The sequence below is a fragment of the Pelagibacterium xiamenense genome (genome assembly GCF_021166475.1).
Taxonomy (GTDB): domain Bacteria; phylum Pseudomonadota; class Alphaproteobacteria; order Rhizobiales; family Devosiaceae; genus Pelagibacterium; species Pelagibacterium xiamenense.
On the sequence record NZ_JAJOYS010000001.1, the window covers coordinates 659,628 to 680,744 of the forward strand.

Consider the following 21,117-nt stretch of genomic DNA (forward strand, 5'->3'; position numbering starts at 1 on the left):
TCCACCGGCAACATTCTAGCCATCCCGCGTGCCGCCAAGAAGTGGATTTCGAATAAGTGATTAATTTTGACGGCGCCACAGCATAACGGCTGCCCTGTCGGGCAGCCGACTTATGTGTGCTGTGTTTCCGAAGCCAGGCAGAGGTCCGAATTCGGGAGCCTAGTTATCGCTCGCGAACCTTTGTGTGCCGATCGCTGCCACCGGAATTTCGCCACAGGCTGCAACCGTATCGATAAGTTCACGAACCTGCTGAGCCAATGCCGGATCGCTGATTGCATCTGCCAGAACCGTGAGCCCCGCCACCTCTATCGGGTTAGGCGGAGTACAGGGGCCCGCCAGCAGCCTTTCAGCAATGAAAACCGCGGCGTTGACCAGCTCGGAGTCGGCTTCGCCGGTGGGAAGCGAACTAACGCCTGAAGCATAGGCTTCAGTCGCTCCCGTGCACAGTCCAACCGTTGCCGACGCGGATATGCATCCTGCGTCAATACCGGAAAGATCAGGCGTAGCAGTAACTTGTGCCGGCACCGATGCCGTGGACCCGACTAAGAATGCAACGGATAGGGCGAGTACTTTCGACTGAATGCCCATTTGTTACGTCCCCTTATGGTAAACATAGAGTAAAATAAGAGAAAGTGACGAAATAGTCAATGTTACAGTGCGATGACGGCTGCTTTTGCCGAAGGGCGAATACGGGTTCCCTTCAAATCTCCTGATAGTAGCTCGCGTAGCGGCCGCCATAGCTCGATTGCCCACGCTCCTGCTGGTTGAGGGCGACGGCGATTTCCGCCTCGGGCGCACAGGACTCCTGGAGGATTGTCACCGCGTTCCGTACCTCGGACTGACTGGTGCTTGCCCATTTGACGACGAGGACGAGAATATCGGCGTATTGTGCGAGATGACTTCCGTCCACCACAGGCAGGATCGGAGGCGCGTCGAGAATAACCACGTCGAAGCTCCTGGTCGCCGCCTTGATCAGCTCCTCAAACGCCTTGCCCTGGAAGAGCTGGTCGGCCGGCGCTTCGAGATGCCTCGCGCCGGCAAGCACGCTGAGGCCGGTTTCCGCATCCTCGAAAATCACGCGGGCCAGCGCGCTCCGGTCCACATCGCCTTTGAGGTATTCCCAAAGGCTGTGTTCGGGCGCGATGTCCAACTGCCGGTGCACTGCGGGCTTTCTCAGGTCGCAGTCGATGATGATGGTCTTTTTCCCCGACAGTGCATACGTCCGCGCCAGCGATAGCGCGACGGTGGTCTTTCCTTCCGCCGGAAGAGGCGAACTGACCATGATGATCGCCCCCTGCCTGGCGTCGGGCAGCGCCGTCTCGGCGGTGCGATACCGGACATTGAGGTGCCGATCGATGCCGGCGCGCAACCTCCGGACGGCCTCGGCATAATGGGAAAGAGGCGCGGCGACGACGACATCTGAAACGGATTTGGCCTCCGCGCCGGCCAGATGCTTCTGGCGCGGAATCTCCGCCAGCACCGGGAGCCGGAGGATCGCCTCTGTCTGCACCTTTGAGGTCAGTCCGCCGATGTAATTTTCGTAGAGAAAGCCCAGGCCGACCCCAAGCCCGAGTCCGCCCAGCGCCGCCAGCGCGAGCATAAGATTGGTGTTGGGGAAGCTCGGCGAACGCGCGGGCAGGGCCCGCGAAATAATCCGGCTGTCGGCGATCTGCAGATCCGTCTGTACGCCAAGCTCGAAACTCCGCGACAAAAGCGTCTGATATTGGGATCGCGCAAGCTGGGCGGCCTGTTGGAGTTCATAAAGCCGCGTGAGCATGTCGATCGGCAGGTCGCTTGCGAGCAGATCGGAGCGGATCTGCTCGCGCAGCCGGCTTTCCGAACTCTCAAGCTGGGCAGCGTTAGTCGACAGTGTATCGATCTGGGTTCTCACGCCCTGCTCGAGTTCGGCCTCGATCGCAGCGAGTTCGTTGCGCAGGTCGATGGCGGCCGGTGACGCCGCGTCGGTGCCCGCCAATACGCTGGAAAGTTGCCGGCGTTGCGCATCAAGTGCGGCAAGAGCGTCATTTTCGAGCGCGGTCACAGTTGCCGCGAGGTCGCCCTGGCCCATGTAGCGGTTGACATCGCGCAGCAAAAGCGTGGTCGCTTCGCGTTCGGCTGAAACCGACAGGAGTTCCGCGCGCAAGCTTTCGACGCTGCTGCCGGCCTCGGCGGCGAGCCGTTCGAGGTTCTGGGAAACAAACGCGTCGAACGCTTCTTCGGCGCGCACGATGGCATCGCTCGCCTCGGCGAGGCGCGCTTCGAGCACCGCCTGCGAAGCAGAGACTGACTCGATCTTGGTACGGACCTGCTGGGCGATATAGGAATCGGCCAGCGCATTGGCCAGTTCGGCAGCGCGGTCAGGGTCCTCGGACTCGACCGTCACATCGACCAGATAGGTAATCCCGCGCCGCCGCACGCTGAGGGCATCCTGGAAATTCTCAACGACATCACGCAGGGCCATATCGCCGGTCGGCAGGTCCGGATTGTCGATGCGCAGGAAGGTCAGTATCCGGTCGCGCAGGCTCAACGTCACCCCGAATTCCGGATCGGAAACGAGCCCATGCTCCTGGATTACGGCAAGCACATTCCCCTGTGACTGGATGATCTCGACCTCACTGTCGACACGCGAACTCTCGCTGGTGCCGCTCGTAGTGATTTCTGTGGGGTCGAGCAGGTTCTTGTTCGCCGGATCGATAAAAATCAGCGCCGACGACGAATAGCGCGGCGTGAGCGAAAAAATAACGACGACCGCCAACCCTACAACAACGAGAAATGTTCCGATGATCAGGCGCTTCTGGCGGCGCAGCAGGGCGAGAGCACCGCGGATGTCGATACTGGGTTCGTCCATCAAGTCTCCGTTGGCGGCTTGCCGCTCGGGATAGCGTGTCGATTGACTGGTTGGTTGGGCGCCCGGCGAGTGCAGCATCATCTACTCTCTTGTCGATGCGTGTAGTGCGATACGCCAAGGGCGAGGATCGCAAGGAGGAAGAAGGTGTTGGCCTGCATTTCCAGGCTGAAGTCGACCGTCGAATGCACAGCGCCTACCGCGAGCACGCCAACGGCAACGAGCGGCAGCCACCAATCCTGCTCCCGCCGCCGCACAAATCGTGCACATTGCCACCCGATGATCAGGAGGATGACCATCGGCAAGGAGCCGAACACGACCCCCATCTCGGTCCAGCGGCTCAGATAGGTCGAATGGGCGCGGTCCCAGATACGATCGGGGCTTACGGGCAGAGCATGGAACAGGGGGTAGGCGACCTCGAACGCGCCTCCGCCGAACCCAAGCCAGGGCCGCTCGGCGATCATCTGGATGACCTGAGTGTAAAGCGCGACGCGAACGTCGAGATCCTGTTCGGTGCTTCCGAGCCTTTCGAGCGTGCCCGATCCGAAAAGGAAAAAGGCGGCGACGGTTAGCCCGAGGGTCAGCCCGGCGCCGAGAAAAAACGCGTCCTTGCGCCGCGACCACAGCTTGAGCCCGACGACCAACGCGCAAAGGGCACAGCCAAGCGCGCCGGCGGCAAGTCCCATACGCGAGCGCGTCGCAACCAGTGCCGCAGCGATGACGACGGTTCCCGTCAGATAGAGCGCAGCGGCAACAAGGCTTTCGTTGGTGCCGCGGCGGCCGTTGCCGGAAAACAGCGCCCGCAATGCAGAAACGAGCCCGATGACCAGTCCGAACGCCAGGAAGGTCGCGTAGGAATTCCGGTTGACGAAAGTGCCTGTCGCGGAACCCTCATAGGCCCACTTTTCGAAAAACAGCAGCGGGTCGCCAAGCTGGGTGACGGCCAGCAGCCCGTAGGCGGCATGGGCGCAAACGATGATGAATATCGCGCGGAGCACGAGGGCCGCGCGGGTCCGGTTCGCCGCGAGCTGCAGGACGAGGAAAAAGAACATCCCGTAGGTCAGCATGCGCAATGCCATGAGAGCCGTCTCGCCCGGCGCGACGCTTATCGCCAGGGTGGGTATTTTCGTTCCATCCCGGGTTATGGCGTAAAGGCCATCCCAGAAGTCCCCGAGCGGGAGAAACTGGACGATCAGGAACGCAACACTCGCTGCCCATAGCACGACGATGCTGGCCTGCTGACGCACGGAAATCCGCCAGGTCTCTCCCGCGCGCATCATTGCGACGGCATAGACAAGAGCCGCGAGGCCAACCGCGACTGCGTTCACGGCCCAGAAGAACGGCCGGTTGCCGCCAAGGGGAATGGGGGCAAGAAACAAGAAAACGACAAGAGCAGCCGAAAGTGCGGTGTTGGTTCCAGCTTGACCGCTCCCGAGCGCGAAAGAACTTCTGCGCGATGCGGGGTGCGTGGTGCGGACGCGGATGGGATCGATGGACGATGTCGACATGTCTGCGATACCTTCCTAGAGCGCCGCTGCCGCGGCACGCACGTTCTGAACGAAGCGCTGCTGGATCGCGGGATCGAGCGTCTCGACGACCTCAGTGATGCGCTCCCGGAACGCCTCGTCATTGACATAGCGCAAGGCGATCGATGCGACACCGCGCTGGGAAGCCGCCAACAGGCCCAGGTCGGCCAGATGTAGCGCGCGGGTGGCGTCGTCGAGCCGCTCGAAATTCTCTTCGGCAAGAGCGACGCGCACTTCGGCGATCCATTGTTCGGCCGGACCCGTGCGTTGCGACATCGCAAGCCAATGGTTGCCGGTTTCGACAGCGTCGGCCTGGAAGTGCATGAAGGCGCCGGCGTACCAGGTGTAGCTGTCCGTCGGCATTGCGGCGATCGCCTCTTCCATGAGTGCCAGGCACTTCCGGCGCACCTGAGCAAGCGGCTCCTGAGGGCGCAGCGTTGCGCGGAGCCCGCTTAGCGCGACCAGGCAAACATCGGTCGCCACGCGAACGCCGTGGATGGAGACCGGCAGAGGGACCTCTTGGGTTCTCAGCCGCTCGAAGCGCGCGTTCACCGAGCCGGAGCCCCAGAAATAGGGCGCAGCCTCCAAACGCACCAGCAAGCCTCCGGAGATGATCAGAACCAGAGCGGCCGCGACGACGATCAGGTGCCCAAGACGACGAGAAAGCAATTTGGTTATCACCATGTTGGAGCTTTCTTTGTCCATTGATTGTGATTTGATCGCCGGTTTTGGTCAACGACTTGTCGAAATGCCGGTTAATGCGCGCAAGAAGTAGTAAAATCCCGATCCCGCGGCCTGTTTTGCGTTACCGGTTCAAGTCATAGTGTCAGGAATACTGACATGTTCACGCATATGTGTGTCCGGAATGTCACGCGCGACAAATGACCGGCCGCAGCCTGTTGTCCATCAGGAGAGTGCCGTTTATAACGACGGACGAACTTGAGTACCCGCCAAGGGAGAGCGAAATGAAAGCGGTCATGTCCAATCAGAAAGGAGATATCGACAACAAGGACATGAAGCTTCATGTACGTTCCATTTTCTTTGGCGAGGACGCGCGATGATGCGCAAAATAAGCATTTCCTAGCCAGATTTTTTCCCAAACCGCGGGCGAAAGGGCCCTCCGACGCTTTAGGGCGCCGGCGCTTTGCGCGTGCCCGGAAATTCTTCTCGTATTATCGGCCCCACCTGCCGCTTCTGGCGGCGGATCTGGCCTGTGCGCTGCTGGTTGCCGCAACCGCGGTGGCGCTGCCGGTTTGCGCAAACTACGTGACGACGCGGCTGCTCGAATTGCAGGACACGCCGGAAGCCATCGCCCAGATCATTACGATGGGCGGCGTCATGCTTGCCATTCTGGCCGTCCAGGTACTGGCAATCTTCTTCGTCGACTACCAGGGCCACGTCATGGGCGCCAAGATCGAGGGCGCAGTGCGCAAGGAATTGTTCGAGCACTGCCAGAAGCTTTCGTTCTCCTACTATGATCGTCAGCGGGTCGGGCAGCTCATGAGCAGGATCACCAACGATTCCCTGTGGCTGGGTGAACTCTTCCACCACGGGCCCGAGGATCTCTCGATCGCGGCGCTTAAATTCATGGGCGCCATGCTGGTGCTGGCGTTCATTGACCCCGTGCTGACCGCATTGATCGGCGTGCTCACGCCATTTGCCGTCATCTACGCGCTCTATTTCAACGAGCGGATGAACCGGGCGCTGCAACGGAGCAAGGAGCAGATCGCGCGTGTCAACGAGCGCGTGGAGGATGCCCTGGCCGGTATCCGCGTCGTCCAGTCGTTTGCCAACGAGACGCTGGAAACCGCCCGGTTCGAAAAGGAGAACGCCCGCTTCGTCGAGAGCCGGCGCGACGGCTATAAGAGCGAGGCCTATTTCTCGGTGGGCGCCGAAACGTTCGCCCAACTCGTGATGGTCCTCGTGATCGTCGTGGGCGCGGTGCGCATCCTGACGGCCGGCTTGTCGGTCGCCGACATGCTGACCTTCCTTTTGTGCGTCGCGGTGCTGGTGGACCCGGTCCAGCGCCTCGCGAACTTCGTGCGGCTCTGGCAGGAGGGCTATACCGGGTTCGCAAGGGCCATGGAGCTGCTCGAGGTGGCACCCGACATTGCCGACCGCCCCGGCGCCATCGATGTCCCTCATATGGGTGGCGCAATCGCCTTCAGGGACGTCAGCTTCCGCTATGGGGACGAAGGCCCGGACGTGCTGCGGAACCTCTCGCTCGACATTGCGCCGGGCGAATTCGTGGCTCTGGTGGGACCGTCCGGCGTGGGCAAGAGTACGCTGTGCGCGCTCATCCCACGCTTTTACGACATCCATTCGGGCGTCATCACCATCGATGGCCGGGACGTGCGGGACCTCACGCTTGCTTCGTTGCGCCGCGGCGTGGGCGTCGTCCAGCAGGACGTTTACCTCTTCTCCGGCACTGTAGCGGAGAACCTGCGCTATGGACGGCCCGATGCAACCGACCAAGAGGTTGTCGCGGCGGCCAAATCGGCCAACGCCCACGACTTCATCTCGGCCCTGCCCAATGGATACGATACCGATATCGGTCAGCGCGGGGTCAAGCTCTCAGGGGGGCAAAAACAGCGGCTGACAATCGCACGGGCCTTCCTCAAGAACCCGGCCATTCTGATCTTCGACGAAGCAACGAGCGCACTCGATAATGAGAGCGAGCGGGCGGTGCAGCAGGCGCTGTTCGAATTGACCCGCGGACGGACGACGATTGTCATAGCACACCGCCTGTCCACCGTGCGCCACGCGGACAGGATCTTGGTGCTGACAGAGAACGGCATCGGCGAGGAGGGCACGCACGACGCTCTGATGGCTGCCGACGGACTTTATGCAGCACTGCACAAAGTCCAGGCCAGCATCTAGCCGCAACAATGAGGCCCGCCGCGGCGCTCGCGGCGGGCCTTCCTCAATCGATGATCCGCGACAGCACCCGCATCCAGTTTTCGAACGCGATTTTTTCGAGAAGCGCGGCATCGTAGCCGTGCCGGGCGAGGCGCTCGAAGAGGACCGGCAGGTGCCGCGCCGATCCGATGGCATCCGGGATAAGCGCGCCGTCGAAATCCGAGCCAATGCCCACGCGGGTTTCCCCCAGCCGCTCGACCAGAAAATCGAGATGCCGCACAATCAGCGTAAGGTCGGTATCCGTCCGCATCTGTCCGTCGGGACGCAGGAAGGCGGTGGCGAAATTGAGCCCGACGATCCCGTCGCTCTCCCGGATCGCATCGAGCTGGCGGTCGGTGAGGTTGCGCGGGACCGGGGAAATCGCGTGGGCGTTCGAATGGGTGGCCACCAACGGCGCGTCTGACAATGCGGCCACGTCCCAGAAGCCCTTTTCGTTAAGGTGCGAAAGGTCGATCATGACACCGAGACGGTTGCACGCCTCAACGAGGCGCTTACCCGCATCGGTCAGCCCGGGGCCGGTATCGGGGGAGCCTGGAAACCGCATGGGTACGCCATGCCCGAAGATCGTGGGCCTGCTCCACACCGGGCCGAGCGATCTCAGCCCGGCGTTATAGAGCGTTTCGAGATAGGTAAGATCGGCGTCGATGGCGTCGGCGCCCTCCAGGTGCACGATGACCGACAGCGCCCCGCGCTCGTGCGCCGCGCGGATGTCGCGCGTAGAGGTGCAGATCGAGACGGCGCCGCCCGAACGCTCAGCGAGCGATTTGAGCAGGGCAAGTTCGGTATCGACCACCTCCTGCGCCGCTTCGCGATCGAGTGGCGGGGGCAGTGGCAGATCGTAGGTTTCGCCCATGAGGGCGGTCAAATCGAGCTTTTCGGCGGAAGGTACATAGAGCGCGAAAAAGCCTCCTGCCAGGCCGCCGGCCCTCGCCTTGGGCAAATCGATATGCCCGGGACCGCCGCCATCAAGAAACGCCGCGACAGGGTCGCCCTCCCTCTGGAGAAAAAGACGCAGGGCGACATCGTTGTGACCGTCGAATACGGGAATCATGAAAAAAAAGTCCGGCAGGATGGTAGCGACGTCGGAGGGTACGGGTGGCGCGCCAGCGTGGCAAGCCAGGGCCGGCTTGGGCAAGCGTCACATATCCGTCTTTGAAAACCGGGAGTGTTCGGCAAACGGGCCTTACTAGCGGCTCTGGACGATCCACCACGGAGGCTCTGGAAATGATACGTCTGCTCCTATCGTTTGCCATCGCATTTCTTGCCGGCACGGTTTCGCTCGCGGCGCAGCAACCGGCGGAAGACGGCGCGATCCGCATCGCGACGTTCAACGCTTCGCTCAATCGCGGCGAGGAGGGGCAATTGGCGTCCGACCTCGCCGATCCCGCGGCAACGCAGCCCGCGCGGGTTGCCGAGATCATCCAGCGGGTCAACCCGGACGTCGTCCTCATCAACGAATTCGACTACGACGAGGACGGCGCGGCGGCCCGGCTTTTTGTCGACAACTTTTTAAGCCGGAGCCAGAACGGCGCCGAGCCCTGGGTGCCGGCGGCCATCTTCAGTGCTCCATCCAATACGGGCATTCCAACCGGTATCGATCTCGACCGCGATTCGAGCCCGGTCGGGCCGGGCGACGCGTTCGGCTTCGGATTTTTCCCCGGTCAGTACGGCATGCTCATCCTCTCCAAGCTCCCGATCGCCCGGGACGACGCGCGAACGTTCCAGGAATTTCTCTGGCGCGACATGCCCAACGCCCGCCTGCCGGACGATCCCGGCACCTCGGCACCGGCGGACTACTATACGGCGGAAACACTGGAGAAATTCCGGCTTTCCTCCAAGAGCCACTGGGATGTTCCGGTCGAAGCAGGCGATACGGTCATTCACCTTCTCGCCAGCCACCCTACGCCTCCGGTTTTCGACGGGCCGGAAGATCGCAACGGCACGCGCAACGCCGACGAGGTGCGCTTCTGGATCGACTACGTCGGCGGTGCCGACTACATCTACGACGACGCCGGCGAAACGGGCGGCCTTCCCGCGGACGCGTCCTTCGTCATTCTGGGTGACCTCAATCTCGATCCCAACGACGGCGACGGCATGCGCGACGTTGGCGCTGCGCTGCTTGCGGCCGAAAGGGTGCAGGATCCCATGCCGGCGAGCGAGGGCGGGGCTGAGGATGCGGCGGCGGACGGCGGCGTAAACGGCGGCCATACAGGCGATCCCCGGTATGACACGGCCGATTTCTTCGATGGAATGGGCGGTGCCGGGAACATGCGCGTGGACTATGTACTGCCTTCGGCCGACCTGACGGTGACCGGTTCGGGCATCTTCTGGCCTACTGCCGACGACCCGCTCGCCGAATTGCTCGGACCCGAGGACGCGCAAACCTCGGACCATCGCCTGGTCTGGGTGGACATTGCGATCGAATAGCGCTCTAGCCTGCTTTGTCCGCCGCTACCGGCGCGAGGGCCGCGAATGAGCCACGCGCTTCGAGCACTTGCAGCGCCCGGTGCATGTCGGGGCGTTCGGAGACACTGCCGCTTTCGAGCCATGCGACCGCATCGGGCAAGGGCGACGGCAGGGCGTCGACCGGCATGGGCCGTCCGGTGAGAAAGCCCTGGACCTCGTCGCACCCGCTTTCCGAGAGCAGTGTGAGTTCGCTCTGCCGCTCGACGCCCTCGGCGACAATTCGCAAATCCAGAGATTTTCCCAGCTCGATCACCGCCTTGGCAATCGCGAGGGCGTTCTTGTCGTCGGACAGGTTCTGGACGAAGGACCGGTCGACCTTGATGCAATCGAAGGGGAAGGATTGCAGATAGGAAAGGGAGGAATAGCCGGTACCGAAGTCGTCGAGCGCGATCTTGATGCCCACCGCTTTGAGGCGCTTGAAGATCGAAATGGCCCGCCCCTCGTCTTCAACCAACACGCTTTCAGTGAGCTCGAGCTCCACACGTTGGGGCGCGATTCCGACCTCCTCGATAATGCCGAGAACCTTTTCGACGAAGGTCCGGTCGCGGAACTGAACCGGGCTGACGTTGATGCTGACCGTATCGGTCCCGAGCCGGTCGCGGGCAATGATGCACGCTTGCTTGAGCACCCATTCGCCAAGGGCGACGATTTGGCCGCTGGCCTCGGCGACGGGCACGAATTCGGCCGGCGAAATCTGACCGCGCTTGGGGTGATTCCAGCGCAGCAGCGCCTCGTAGCCCGAAATCCGCCGCTGCTTGAGGTCGATCCGCGGCTGGAAATAAAGTTCGAGCTCGTTCCGGTCGATCGCCTGTTCGAGATCGGCCTCGAGCATGCGTCGCACCTGCAACTGCGCGTCCATGCCCGGCTCGAACACGCTATAGGTGCTGCGCCCGCCCGCCTTGGCGACGTAAAGCGCCATATCCGCACGGGCGAACACGAGGTCGCCCTCGTTGCCGTCGCGGGGAATTACGACGACGCCGACGCTTGCGCCCACGCGAACGCGGACTTTCTCATCCACGACGATAGGCTGACACAGCGCTTCAATGATCGAATGGGCGAGGTCACTGGCCTGGTTCTCGAAATGGATGTCGGAAACGAGGACGGCGAATTCGTCCCCGCCAAGCCGGGCCACAATGCCGTCCTGGCCTACGGTCTGCGTCAGGCGTTTCGCCGTCTCGCGGATCACCGCGTCGCCCGCGGGATGACCGTGGATGTCGTTGACGTCCTTGAAACGGTCGAGGTCGACCAGAAGCAAGGCTCCCATGGTGCTGCGGTTGACGACCCTGTCGATCGCGGTTTCGAGTTGATCGTTGAAAACGGCACGGTTGGGAAGGCCGGTGAGGGGATCGTGCTGGGCAAGGAAGCGGATGCGGTCCTCGGCGATCTTGCGCTCCCTGAGGTCGGATATGGCAAAAACCCGCGTCATCCGGCCGTGATACACAACCCGCTTGGTGCGGATCTCCACCGGGATATCCCTGCCGTCGATCGCAACAACGGCAACTTCGAACGGGTGTCCGTCGTCCGCAGCAAGCGCCCTTTCGACGATGCCGACACCACCGGGGCTGACGATATCGTTGAACGGCAGGCCGCGCAGTGTTTCAAGCCCGCGCCCCAGCAGGTTTTCGAGCGCCTTGTTGCCATCCTGGATGCGGCCGTCGACGGTGACGCAGATGCCTTCAAAGGCGGCGTCGGCCATTGAACTCAGGCGCTCGGCTTCCTCGCGTGCGCGGGCGATCTCGCGCTGGTCACCGCGAGCCTTTTCGGCGGCCTCGACCCGCGACATGAAGCGGTTGAACAAATGCGTCAGCGCTTCGGCGTCGTCGCCATGCTCGACCGGAAGCCGGAGATCCAGCCCGGCCTTGCCTGTGATCAATGCGCCAAGCGCCGTCTCCACGTGCCCCACGCCGATCCGCGTATTGTGTTCGATTTCGTTGAGGCCACGCTGTTCCTCGGCGCGGGTGGGGCGGATCGACCAGAAATGCTCCATGAGCTTGAAGCAGGCAAAGCCCAGCCCGAAGGACCAGACGAAGTTGAGAACGACGCCGAAGAGCTGGACGCCGAACTGCGTGAGGACGTTCGTATGTGGCAGCGTGTCCGGCATCGCGAGGAAAACCAGAGCCAGCGTGCCGGCGACGCCGGAAAAGCCGTGCACGCCGATTGCACCGACCGCGTCATCGATCCTGAGTTTATGTTCGAGCAGCCAATTGCCCCAGATCGCCGCGATCCCGCCGATGAGCCCGACGATCAGGGCGCCGGTTCCATCGAGCACATGACAGCCGGCAGTCACAGCGACGAGACCGCCCAAGAGCCCGCAGATGGGCTTTTCAGGCAGCGCGATATCGTCGAGCGCGAGCCCGAGAACGTAGCCGATGAACCCGCCTGCGCCCGCCGCGAGGATGGTGTTGGCGATGATCGGACCGATTGCGGGGACCGCGGCGGCGGTGGAGCCGCCATTGAAGCCGATCCAGCCCACGAACAACAGCATGGTGCCCGCCGTCGTCAGCACCGCGCTGTGGCCCGAAAGCCGGACCGGTTTCCCGTCGGGCCCGTACTTTCCGGCGCGAGGACCCAGGACCCAGCATGCCGCCAGCGCGACCCAGCCGCCCGTGGCGTGAACCACCGTGGAGCCCGCGAAATCGACGAAGCCGAGATTGGCGAGGAACGCCCCGGCGTTTTCAAGGAGCGCGGCACCCCAGGCCCAATGCACGAAAACCGGATAGACGAGCCCCGCGACGACCAGCGAGCACACCACATAGGAATGAAGCCGCAGCCGCTCCGCCACAGCGCCCGAGACGATGGTCGCGGCGGTGCCGCAGAACATCACCTGGAAGGCAAAAAAGGCGTATTCCCAAGGCGTTAGATTGCGCAGAAAGAGGAAGTCGGCGTCCCAGCCGACCGGGCCTTTGCTGGTCCCGAAGCTCAGCATGAAGCCGAATATGGCGAAGACGAAGACGGCCGAGACCAGGTCGAGGAGGTTTTTCTGGGCGACGTTGACGGAGTTTTTGGACCGCACCATGCCCGCTTCGAGCAGCATGAAGCCGGCTTGCATCAAAAGTACGAGGCCTGCCGCGACGAGGAGCCAGACCATGTCGAGCCTGAGGCTCAGATCGGCGAGTTGTGCCGCGGCATCCTGCGCATATGCCGGTGCCGCGCCGAAGCACAGGCCGGCCGCCAGGGCAGCGGCAAGCGTTTTGAACCCAACCATTTTCCGTCCCGCAAAGGGCGTTTGCACCAATGTGGAGGTTCGGCCCGCAATGGTTAAGTTTGCGTATAATTAGGTGAAAAAGCGCTAGGTTTCTTCGTGACTTAGCCGGGGTGTGAGGAGGGTTGCGAGGTCGATATCGGCGCGTTCGGTCAAGGAGACATAGGTGAAGGTCATCGTCTCGCGTGCTGTGACCATCGGACCGGGAAAAGGTAGATACATCAATTCCTTGGAGGCAAATGCGGGTGAGGCGGTGCCCAATTGCCAATGGCTTTCGATGCGCGCGTCGACGAGGTGCTGGGTGAGCCCGTCGCCGCCTTCGCGATGAAACGGGATGCCGGCGAGGCGCAGATAGCTCGTCTTGTCCTCGGCGGCGCGAAAGCCATCAAGGAAAGCCGTGCTGAGAACCTTGAGTTCCTCGGCGTTTCCGCCCTCGCCGTGCGGGTGCGAGTGAAGGTGTTCGGCGGCGCCGTGAGGGTGATTATGGCCATGACCGTGATGGCGCAGGGCGACGTCGTCATGGGTGTGGCCACGCTGAGCATCATGACGGCCACGCTGAGCATCGTGGGGGCTATGATGACCACCATGGGCGCCATGATGGTGATGATGAACGCCATCATGCATGGCTCAAACCTCCGGTCCGCGGGGGATCGAGACGGGTTTGTCGATAATCGACTTGTGGCTGCCGAGTTTTCCCGCCGAAACCATCGATCCGAGCACGTCGACGATGACGCGCGTCGCCAATAGCGCTGTTATATCAGAGGTGTCGTAGGGCGGGGATACTTCTACGACTTCAAGCCCGCATATCCCCTCCGCCGCGACGCGCCCCACGAGTTCGAGGGCCTCGCGCGGCAGGAAGCCGCCGGGCTCGGGCCAGCCGGTGCCGGGCACGAAGCCGCAATCGACCGAGTCGATATCGAAGGAGATATAGACCGCGTCCGCATCCTTCCAGGCGAGTTCGAGCGCGCGGGTGGCGGTTTCTTCAAGCCCCAGTTCCTCGACGTCACGCATGGTGAAGATGTTGGAATTACGCTTGCGCGCCTCCTGCACACCCTCGCGCGGAACCTGCCAGCCGCCGATGCCGACCTGGACGAGGTTGACCGCCGGAACGTTGGCGAGGTCGGTTGCGTGGAACCAGGGCGTGGTGTGCATCCGCTCGTCGAGGTCTTTTTCCTGCATGTCGATATGCCGGTCGAAATGGACGATGCCGATGCGTTTGGAGGTGCATTGCGCAATGCCGCGCACGCAGGGGAAGCCGATCGAATGGTCGCCGCCGATCATGATGGGCAGCGCGCCCGACGAGACGACATGGGAAACCGCGCGGGTGATCTGATCGAAGGTCTTTTCGATATTGGCAGGGATGGTGAAGACGTCGCCGACGTCGCACAGCGTCATCTGCTCGCGCAGGTCGATGCCCATCTCGTAATTGTAGGGGGTATAGAGCGCGGAGATTTTCCGCACCCCCTGCGGGCCGAAGCGCGTGCCGGGGCGATAGGTGGTGCCGCCGTCGAAGGGAATGCCGATGACCGCCGCATCGAAATTGCCCACCTGCGTGACGTCTTCGATATAGGGCGCCTTAAGGAAGGTGTTTATCCCCGCGTAGTGCGGAAGCTCGCCGCGCGCGAATGTGGGGATGTTCTTGTCGGTGAGGCTGTCGGAGCCGGTGAGGCCCATACGGAGCGCCCAGGCGCGCTCTTTCCGCCACGCATCCTGCGGGATCTCCCCTTCGGCGAGCGCCGCCTTCCAGCCGCGCATCTGCAGCTTGTCGAAATCCGGGTGGTGGAACGCCTGGCGTGCGGGCGCGTCGAGGGATGGGCGGGTGCCGATGCGGGGCCCGTGCTGACGAGGGGACGAAAAAAGATCACGCATGGGCGGGTATCTCCTCTGAGGTGGCAATGAGCTCGTTTATGGTTTCGGGTGGTTGCACATGCCGCTTTCTCTCGAGCGGCAGGTCGTAGGTGATGGTGGCGCCATAGGCCGAAGGGTCGTGCGGGTCGTGACGGATCTTGTCGAAGACCAGGACGCGGGTCCCGAGCTTGAAGGCTTCGCCGATGTCGTGGGTGACCATGAAGACGGTCATCTTCATCTCGTCCCAGAGCTTCAAAAGCAATTCGTGCATGTCGGCGCGGATGCCGGGGTCGAGGGCGCCGAAGGGCTCGTCGAGCAGCAGCACCTTGGGCTTCATCATAAGCGCCTGCGCGATGGCGAGCCGCTGTTGCATGCCGCCCGAAAGCTGCGCGGGGCAGCGCTTGCGGGCGTGGGCGAGCCCGATCTGTTCGAGAAGGCTATCGACGGTGGCGCGCGCCGCGCGGCGTTTGGCGCCGAAGAATCGGCCCGTCAGCGGCGCGGCGGCGAATTCGGCGCACAGGATGAGATTGTCTTCGACGCTCAGGTGCGGGAACACCGAATAGCGCTGGAAAACGATGCCGCGATCCGGCGTCGGCTCGGGCGGGAGGTTCTCGCCGTCGAGAAGGATTTGTCCCCGCGTGGGGCGCTCCTGGGAAAGGAGCAGCCGCAGGAACGTCGATTTCCCGCAGCCCGAGGCGCCGACGATGGTGCAGAAATCCCCCGGCGCGACCGAAAGGTTCACCCGTTCGAGGATGGGGGTTCCCCCGTAGGCCATGCCGAGGTTGCGGACGTCGAGCGCGCTCACAGGCTGTCTCCTTCCAGGTGGCTCCACCAGAAGGCCGAACGCGACCACCACAGCAGCAGCCGGTCGAGGAGATAGGCGAGGATGGTGATCCAGATGACATAGGAGAGGATGACGTCCATCGCGAGATAGCGCCGGACGAGGAAGATGCGGTAGCCCAGCCCGGAGGTCGAGGCGATCGCTTCCGCGGAGATGAGGAAGATCCAGCCCGGCACGAGGGCGAGGCGCAAAGCCGCGATCAGTTTGGGCATCATCTGGGGGAGGACGACGCGGGTGACGATCTGCCAGGTGGAGGCCCCGAGCGTCTGGACCTTCACCATCTGCTCGCGGGGAATATCGATGACCGCCTGGGCCATGGATCGGATCATGACCGGCGCGGTGCCGAGCGTAATGAGCGCGATCTTGGACGTTTCCCCCAACCCCAGCGCGATGAAGAGGATCGGCAGGATGGTGATCGGCGGAATGAGCGAGACCGCGGCGATGAAGGGCGCAAGGGCGGAGCGGATATGCGGGAGAAAGCCGATGGCGATGCCGAGGACGAGCGCGAAGGCGAGCGCGACGCCGAGGCCAAGTCCGAGGCGGGTGAGGCTGTCGAACGTATCGACCCAGAGCGTGATGTCGCCCGTGCGGACGTCGCGCTCGGTGGCGAGGCGGAAAAAGGCCGCGCCAATGGATTCGAGAGACGGAAGGAGGCGGTCCGACGGGTTATCGAGGCGGCGGACATGGCTTGCAGCGGTGTAGGCGACGACAAGCGCGACGAAGGGCAGCGCGCCGAGGAACACCGCGAGGCGGCGGCTGGGCGCGCGGTTGATGAGACGAAGGGGGTGATGTCGCGGCGGGGGACCGTGTTCCACCCCCGCGACAGGCTTTGCGCCGTTCTCGATCGTGCTCATTTGCCGGCTTCCACGGGCGGGGCGCTAAAGCGCCCCGTCTGCAGCCATCTGCATATATGTCGGGTCGAACCGGAGCTTGACGTAGTTCTCGTCGCCATAGACCGAGCCGTCCGGAAATTGGACGCCGATGAATTCGGGGCTCGGCGCGCCTTCGCCCAGAATGCCGTGGTTGAACAGGAAGGTGGCGACGAACTCCATTGTCGCGGGCAGGTCACCGCTCTCTGTGAAGGCGACGGCGTCGGCGGGGGTGAAGAACATCTCGGTCGAGGCGAGCTGGGCCTCATAGCCGGCAAGGTCGGTGCCCGAGGCGGCGGCCATTGCGCTGAGGGCGTCTTCGTCCCCTGCCGCCATGAGGCTCATGACCTCATACCACGCGCCCACGAGCGCCTTGCCGAAATCGGGATTGGCTTCGAGTACCTCGGTGTTGACCACCATCATGTCGATGATCTCGCCGGGGATGTCGGCGCTGTCGAAAACGAGCGTCGTGCCGTCCATCGCAAGGATTTCGCTCAGGAGCGGGTTCCAGGTGACGAGGGCTGTGACGTCGGAGGTGGCCGCCGCGGCGACCATATCGGCGTCCGAGGTGTTGACCACGGTGATGTCCTGCTCGGAAAGCCCGACCGTTTCGAGCCCGCGCGTGAGGAGGTAGTGGGAGACCGAAAGCTCGACGAGGTTGACCGTTTGCCCGGCGATCTCTTCGAGGCTCGTCCCCTCTTTGAGGATCACGCCGTCATTGCCGTTCGAATAATCCCCGACGATCAGCGCGGTGGTGTCGACGCCACTGCCCGAGGGGATCGAGAGCGCGTCCATATTGGTCATTGAGCAACCGTCGAAGGCGCCGGCGGTGTATTGGTTGATGGATTCGATATAGTCGTTGATCTGCACGATATCGACGGAAATGCCGTACATGTCGGCCCACTTGTCCATGATGCCGCTCTCTTCGAGATAGCCCCATGGCATCCAGCCCACATAGATCGACCAGCAGACGGAGAACTCGGTTTTTTCCTGCGCGAAGGCAGGCGTTGCGGCGAGGGGGAGTGTGGCGGCGGAGGCCAAAGCGAGGCTCGTTAGGAGTCTGGTAACCATGAAGATGCGCCCTTCCTGTGCGTTGGACCGGGATGTCCGGCCGTTTCCAACTCTTTTTCAGAAGGTTCTTGCGCACAGCCCCGGGAGAGGTTTGCGCGCGCAAACCTTGTGCAGGTGTCTCCCGGGATTTTGTCCCGCCGTGTCACCGGCCTTAATCGGGCCGGCTTGCACCTCTCGGACCAGCATCTCCATTAAGGAAACCGGAACCCTAGGCGCGCTCTGCACGGAAAATGACGATGCAATGGGCGTGCCAGATGGGGTGCCGGAGGAGCGGGTAGGGGATTCGTGTTGTTTGGGAAAGGGTTAGCCGTTGAGGGTGACGGCGCCGGTGCGGCGCGAGGGCGGAGGAGGGTTGCCTATGGAATGGGCAATGTCGACGCATATGGGCAAACGTTAGGCGCCTGCCGCGCTGCAGTCGATGCCGACGCCGCGCCCGCCGACGCCTCCCATTATTCACGAGCGCGCGTCTGTCCGCATTGACGGCCCGAAATCGCTATGGTAACGTTCCCAAAATATCAATGGGAGGATGCGGGCGTTCAGGCGTCCGCCGTTTCGATGTCCAAGAGCCGCAACAGGCAGCCGACAATTATCGACATCGCCGAAGCCGCCGGGGTCTCCAAGAGTACCGTCGCGCGGGCCTTGTCCGATTCGCCGCATATCGGGGAGAAGACCCGCGAACGCGTGCTCAGCGCCGTCCGCGCCCTGGGCTATGAACGCAACCACCTGGCCCAATCGCTGCGCTCGGGGCGGACCGGCATGCTCGGTCTGGTCATTCCCGACATTGCGAACCCTTTCTGGGCTGAAGTGGCGCGCGGCGCGCAGGACGAAGCGGCGCGCAGCGGGGCTTCGCTCCTGGTCTTTAGCTCCGACTGGGACCCCGCGCGCGAAGCCTCGCATCTGCGCGCCCTGCGCCAGGCGCGCGTCGATGGCGCCATCGTCAATCCGGTGGCGGACAATGTCGACGGGCTGGGCCGGTTCGGTCTGCCGGTCGTCCTGATCGGCTCGAGCGCGGAGCGGTTTCCCGAGCTTTCGAGCGTGGGCAGCGATATTGCCCAGGGCGTGGCGTTGGGGCTTAACCATCTGGCGATGCTGGGACATCACCGGCCGGCGCTGCTTTTGGGGTCGCCGCGTTTGGCGCGGGTGCGGTTCCTGCGCGTGGTGCACGACCATTGCATCGCGCACGATGTCGACCCTTCGACGCTCTTGATGGAAGAGGGCGAATACACCGTCGAATCCGGGCGCGCCGCGATGCTGCGGCTGCTCGAGCGGGGCGGCGACGCGGTGCGCTGTGTGTTCGCGGCGAACGATCTGATGGCGCTCGGTGCGCTCCTGGCGGTGCGCGAGGCGGGTCTGAAATGTCCCGACGATGTCTCGATCCTCGGGTTCGACGGCATACCGGCCGGCGCGTTCTCCGATCCGGGGCTGACGACCGTGGCCAAGCCCGCGCGCGGGATCGGCGCGGAAGGGATGAAGCTACTGGTCGAGGCGATCGAGGGCGATGTGGAGCACCGCCGTGTGTTGCTGCCCTGCGCGCTCGAAGTGCGCGGGTCGCTGGCGGAGGATGCCGGAGCCGGGCCGGCGCGTCTGGCGGCGGTGGGGAGAGGATAAGCGATGAGCTTGGACGAAAAATCCGTGGCGGCTGTTGCGTCTCGGTTTGGGAACGTTCCCAAAGACGCCCCGGGGGCAGAGTTCGACGAGCGCGCCGTGCGGCGGATGCAGCGCGGCGTAAAGGTCCGCACCTGGTTGCCCTATTACCTCATGCTCGCCCCGGGCGTCCTCTACTTCCTCGTCTTTCACTACTATCCGATCTATCTCGCCAAGCTCGCCTTCGAGGATTTCCGCATCTTCGGCGACAACCTCTGGGTCGGGCTCAAGCATTTCGGCGTGCTCTTCGGGTCGCCCGTCTTCTATCAGGTGCTGGCCAATACGCTGATCATCTCGGGGATGAAGATCCTCTTCGTCTTCCCCGTGCCGATCGTCGTCGCGCTCTTTATCAACGAGGTGCGCAACTCCAACCTGCGGCGGTTCATCCAGTCGGCGATCTACCTGCCGCACTTTCTCTCCTGGGTGGTGATCGCGGGCATCTTTATCGCCGCGCTGTCACCCTCGAGCGGCGTCGTCAACGAGATCACCGGCTGGTTCGGGCTCGCGCCCAAGGGGTTCATGACCGATTCCGGGTCGATCCGCTGGGTCGTCGTCTTTTCCGAGATGTGGCGGTCGGCGGGCTGGGATTCGCTTTTGTATTTCGCCGCCATCATGGCCATCGATCCGCAGCTTTACGACGCGGCGGAAATGGACGGCGCCAATCGCTGGCACAAGATCTGGCACGTGACGCTGCCCGGGATCGCGCCGACGATCGCGACGCTCTTCATCCTCAATGTCGGGCTCTTCATGAACGCCGGGTTCGACCAGATCATCAACCTTTCCAACGACGCCATCCGCGACCAGATCGATATCATCGATACCTACGTCTACCGCATCGGTCTCCAGTCCGGGCAATTCTCGCTCGCGACGGCGGCGGGGCTCTTCAAGGGCGTGATCGGCATGGCGCTGATCGTCGCCGCGCACACGATCTCGAAACGCCTGACCGGCAAGGGGGTTTGGTGATGCGGACCAATACGACACGGTTCGAGCGGATCGAGCAGACGATCATCGTCTCGGCGCTGCTCCTGATGGTGGTGGTGACCGTGCAGCCGGTGCTGCACCTTCTGGCGATTTCGCTCTCCGACCCCGCCGAAGTGCCGGGGATGAGCGGGCTTGCGGTCCTGCCCGACGGGTTCTCGCTGGACGTCTGGCGGCTGCTGATCACGCATCCCAACGTCCTGCGCGGGCTTTTGAATTCGGTCTTCATCACGGTTTCCGGGACGATCCTCAACGTCGTCTTCACCGCGCTGATGGCCTGGGCGCTCTCGCGGCCGCGATTGCCCGGGCGGCGGGTGCTGATCGTCTTCGTTCTGGTGACGATCGTCTTCGAGCCGGGGCTCATTCCCGACTATTTCGTCGTGCGCGAATTGGGGCTCCTCAATTCCTACTGGTCGGTGATCCTCTTTAAAATGGTCAACGCCTGGTACCTGATCATCCTTATCCGCTTCTTCGAGGAGGTGCCCGGCGAGCTTCTGGAGGCCGCCGAGCTCGATGGCGCGAACGCGTTCCAGACGCTCTGGCGCGTGGTGCTGCCGCTGACGCGGCCGGCACTGGCGACGATCACGCTCTTTTACCTCGTCTACCACTGGAACGATTTCCTCCGGCCCATGATCTATCTGAACGATCAGGCCATGCAGCCGCTGCAGGTGGTGCTGCGCCAGTTCGTCGTCGAGGGCGACAAGGCCGGGATGGTCGGGGTGCAGGCAATGAACACCTACGAGGGCGCCAGCCAGATCAACGTCCGCGCGCTCGAGGCGGGGATGATCATGCTCACCATCGCGCCGATCCTCGCGGTCTATCCGCTGATTTTGAGGTTCTTCACCAAGGGCACCATGAGCGGTGCCCTCAAGGGATAATCCAAGCACGAAAACGGAGGAGTTTAACCA

Annotated in this window: 16 protein-coding genes and 1 riboswitch; of the genes, 5 read left to right on the forward strand and 11 right to left on the reverse strand. The window is 63.1% G+C overall.

All coding sequences use genetic code 11. The annotated features are described in order from the left end of the window. Window positions 1-159: 159 nt before the first annotated feature. From LSG43_RS03325 to LSG43_RS03340, 4 genes are all read right to left on the reverse strand, one after another. A complete protein-coding gene (locus tag LSG43_RS03325; protein ID WP_231801252.1) occupies window positions 160-588 on the reverse strand; it encodes a hypothetical protein in 429 nt (142 codons plus the stop codon). A 112-nt stretch (window positions 589-700) separates the two neighbouring features. Further along, the gene (locus LSG43_RS03330) at window positions 701-2,848 is read right to left on the reverse strand and encodes a GumC family protein (RefSeq protein WP_231801254.1); all 2,148 of its coding nucleotides are present in this window, start codon (window positions 2,846-2,848) and stop codon (window positions 701-703) included. A 77-nt stretch (window positions 2,849-2,925) separates the two neighbouring features. Then, complete coding sequence (locus tag LSG43_RS03335) at window positions 2,926-4,353, reverse strand: O-antigen ligase family protein (RefSeq protein WP_231801256.1); 1,428 nt, start codon at window positions 4,351-4,353, stop codon at window positions 2,926-2,928. A gap of 15 nt (window positions 4,354-4,368) precedes the next feature. Continuing rightward, window positions 4,369-5,055, reverse strand: a complete 687-nt coding sequence (locus tag LSG43_RS03340) for a hypothetical protein (protein WP_231801258.1) — start codon at window positions 5,053-5,055, stop codon at window positions 4,369-4,371. 339 nt (window positions 5,056-5,394) lie between these two features. Between LSG43_RS03340 and LSG43_RS03345 the strand changes: the two genes are divergently transcribed. Next, window positions 5,395-7,251, forward strand: coding sequence for an ABC transporter ATP-binding protein (locus LSG43_RS03345; RefSeq protein WP_439651995.1), 1,857 nt, complete (start codon window positions 5,395-5,397; stop codon window positions 7,249-7,251). A gap of 43 nt (window positions 7,252-7,294) precedes the next feature. Here LSG43_RS03345 and LSG43_RS03350 read toward each other — a convergent pair whose 3' ends face one another. Further along, window positions 7,295-8,341, reverse strand: a complete 1,047-nt coding sequence (locus LSG43_RS03350; RefSeq protein WP_231801259.1) for a dipeptidase — start codon at window positions 8,339-8,341, stop codon at window positions 7,295-7,297. Window positions 8,342-8,514: 173 nt separating this feature from the next. Between LSG43_RS03350 and LSG43_RS03355 the strand changes: the two genes are divergently transcribed. Further along, window positions 8,515-9,717, forward strand: coding sequence for an endonuclease/exonuclease/phosphatase family protein (locus LSG43_RS03355; protein WP_231801261.1), 1,203 nt, complete (start codon window positions 8,515-8,517; stop codon window positions 9,715-9,717). Window positions 9,718-9,721: 4 nt separating this feature from the next. On the opposite strand, the gene amt is transcribed toward LSG43_RS03355, so the two are convergent. The 6 genes from amt to LSG43_RS03385 form a co-directional block, all read right to left on the reverse strand. Further along, the gene (gene amt / locus LSG43_RS03360; protein ID WP_231801263.1) at window positions 9,722-12,961 is read right to left on the reverse strand and encodes an ammonium transporter; all 3,240 of its coding nucleotides are present in this window, start codon (window positions 12,959-12,961) and stop codon (window positions 9,722-9,724) included. Between the two features lie 84 nt (window positions 12,962-13,045). Next, window positions 13,046-13,582, reverse strand: coding sequence for a hypothetical protein (locus LSG43_RS03365; RefSeq protein ID WP_231801264.1), 537 nt, complete (start codon window positions 13,580-13,582; stop codon window positions 13,046-13,048). Between the two features lie 3 nt (window positions 13,583-13,585). Further along, a complete protein-coding gene (locus tag LSG43_RS03370) occupies window positions 13,586-14,827 on the reverse strand; it encodes an agmatinase family protein (RefSeq protein ID WP_231801266.1) in 1,242 nt (413 codons plus the stop codon). Beyond that, entirely contained in the window at window positions 14,820-15,611 is a 792-nt protein-coding gene (locus LSG43_RS03375) for an ABC transporter ATP-binding protein (RefSeq protein ID WP_231801268.1), read from the reverse strand. Before LSG43_RS03375 ends, LSG43_RS03370 begins: the two co-directional genes overlap by 8 nt. Beyond that, window positions 15,608-16,501, reverse strand: coding sequence for an ABC transporter permease (locus LSG43_RS03380; RefSeq protein WP_231801270.1), 894 nt, complete (start codon window positions 16,499-16,501; stop codon window positions 15,608-15,610). The genes LSG43_RS03375 and LSG43_RS03380 overlap by 4 nt, the downstream gene beginning before the upstream one ends. A 24-nt stretch (window positions 16,502-16,525) precedes the next feature. Then, window positions 16,526-17,587 carry a putative urea ABC transporter substrate-binding protein gene (locus tag LSG43_RS03385; protein ID WP_231801272.1) on the reverse strand — a complete coding sequence of 354 codons (1,062 nt, stop codon included), beginning with the start codon at window positions 17,585-17,587 and terminating at the stop codon, window positions 16,526-16,528. A gap of 116 nt (window positions 17,588-17,703) precedes the next feature. Continuing rightward, a riboswitch (guanidine-I (ykkC/yxkD leader) is annotated at window positions 17,704-17,810 on the reverse strand. Window positions 17,811-18,142: 332 nt separating this feature from the next. On the opposite strand from LSG43_RS03385, the gene LSG43_RS03390 reads away from it, so the two are divergent. From LSG43_RS03390 to LSG43_RS03400, 3 genes are read left to right on the forward strand one after another with little or no spacing between them, the layout of a single operon-like run. Next, a complete protein-coding gene (locus LSG43_RS03390; RefSeq protein ID WP_231801274.1) occupies window positions 18,143-19,195 on the forward strand; it encodes a LacI family DNA-binding transcriptional regulator in 1,053 nt (350 codons plus the stop codon). 3 nt (window positions 19,196-19,198) lie between these two features. After that, a complete protein-coding gene (locus LSG43_RS03395; protein ID WP_231801276.1) occupies window positions 19,199-20,194 on the forward strand; it encodes an ABC transporter permease in 996 nt (331 codons plus the stop codon). Further along, complete coding sequence (locus LSG43_RS03400; RefSeq protein WP_231801278.1) at window positions 20,194-21,087, forward strand: carbohydrate ABC transporter permease; 894 nt, start codon at window positions 20,194-20,196, stop codon at window positions 21,085-21,087. Before LSG43_RS03395 ends, LSG43_RS03400 begins: the two co-directional genes overlap by 1 nt. The last annotated feature ends 30 nt before the right edge of the window (window positions 21,088-21,117 follow it).

Excerpts from the sequence above, each read along its gene's own strand:
- LSG43_RS03335 (WP_231801256.1), bottom strand. The coding sequence starts at position 4,353 with ATGTCGACATCGTCCATCGATCCCATCCGCGTCCGCACCACGCACCCC.
- LSG43_RS03395 (WP_231801276.1), top strand. The coding sequence starts at position 19,199 with ATGAGCTTGGACGAAAAATCCGTGGCGGCTGTTGCGTCTCGGTTTGGG.
- LSG43_RS03330 (WP_231801254.1), bottom strand. The coding sequence starts at position 2,848 with ATGGACGAACCCAGTATCGACATCCGCGGTGCTCTCGCCCTGCTGCGC.
- LSG43_RS03345 (WP_439651995.1), top strand. The coding sequence starts at position 5,395 with ATGTACGTTCCATTTTCTTTGGCGAGGACGCGCGATGATGCGCAAAAT.
- LSG43_RS03325 (WP_231801252.1), bottom strand. The coding sequence starts at position 588 with ATGGGCATTCAGTCGAAAGTACTCGCCCTATCCGTTGCATTCTTAGTC.
- LSG43_RS03370 (WP_231801266.1), bottom strand. The coding sequence starts at position 14,827 with ATGCGTGATCTTTTTTCGTCCCCTCGTCAGCACGGGCCCCGCATCGGC.
- LSG43_RS03390 (WP_231801274.1), top strand. The coding sequence starts at position 18,143 with ATGTCCAAGAGCCGCAACAGGCAGCCGACAATTATCGACATCGCCGAA.
- LSG43_RS03385 (WP_231801272.1), bottom strand. The coding sequence starts at position 17,587 with ATGGTTACCAGACTCCTAACGAGCCTCGCTTTGGCCTCCGCCGCCACA.
- LSG43_RS03350 (WP_231801259.1), bottom strand. The coding sequence starts at position 8,341 with ATGATTCCCGTATTCGACGGTCACAACGATGTCGCCCTGCGTCTTTTT.
- LSG43_RS03380 (WP_231801270.1), bottom strand. The coding sequence starts at position 16,501 with ATGAGCACGATCGAGAACGGCGCAAAGCCTGTCGCGGGGGTGGAACAC.
- LSG43_RS03355 (WP_231801261.1), top strand. The coding sequence starts at position 8,515 with ATGATACGTCTGCTCCTATCGTTTGCCATCGCATTTCTTGCCGGCACG.
- LSG43_RS03365 (WP_231801264.1), bottom strand. The coding sequence starts at position 13,582 with ATGCATGATGGCGTTCATCATCACCATCATGGCGCCCATGGTGGTCAT.
- LSG43_RS03340 (WP_231801258.1), bottom strand. The coding sequence starts at position 5,055 with ATGGTGATAACCAAATTGCTTTCTCGTCGTCTTGGGCACCTGATCGTC.
- LSG43_RS03400 (WP_231801278.1), top strand. The coding sequence starts at position 20,194 with ATGCGGACCAATACGACACGGTTCGAGCGGATCGAGCAGACGATCATC.
- amt (WP_231801263.1), bottom strand. The coding sequence starts at position 12,961 with ATGGTTGGGTTCAAAACGCTTGCCGCTGCCCTGGCGGCCGGCCTGTGC.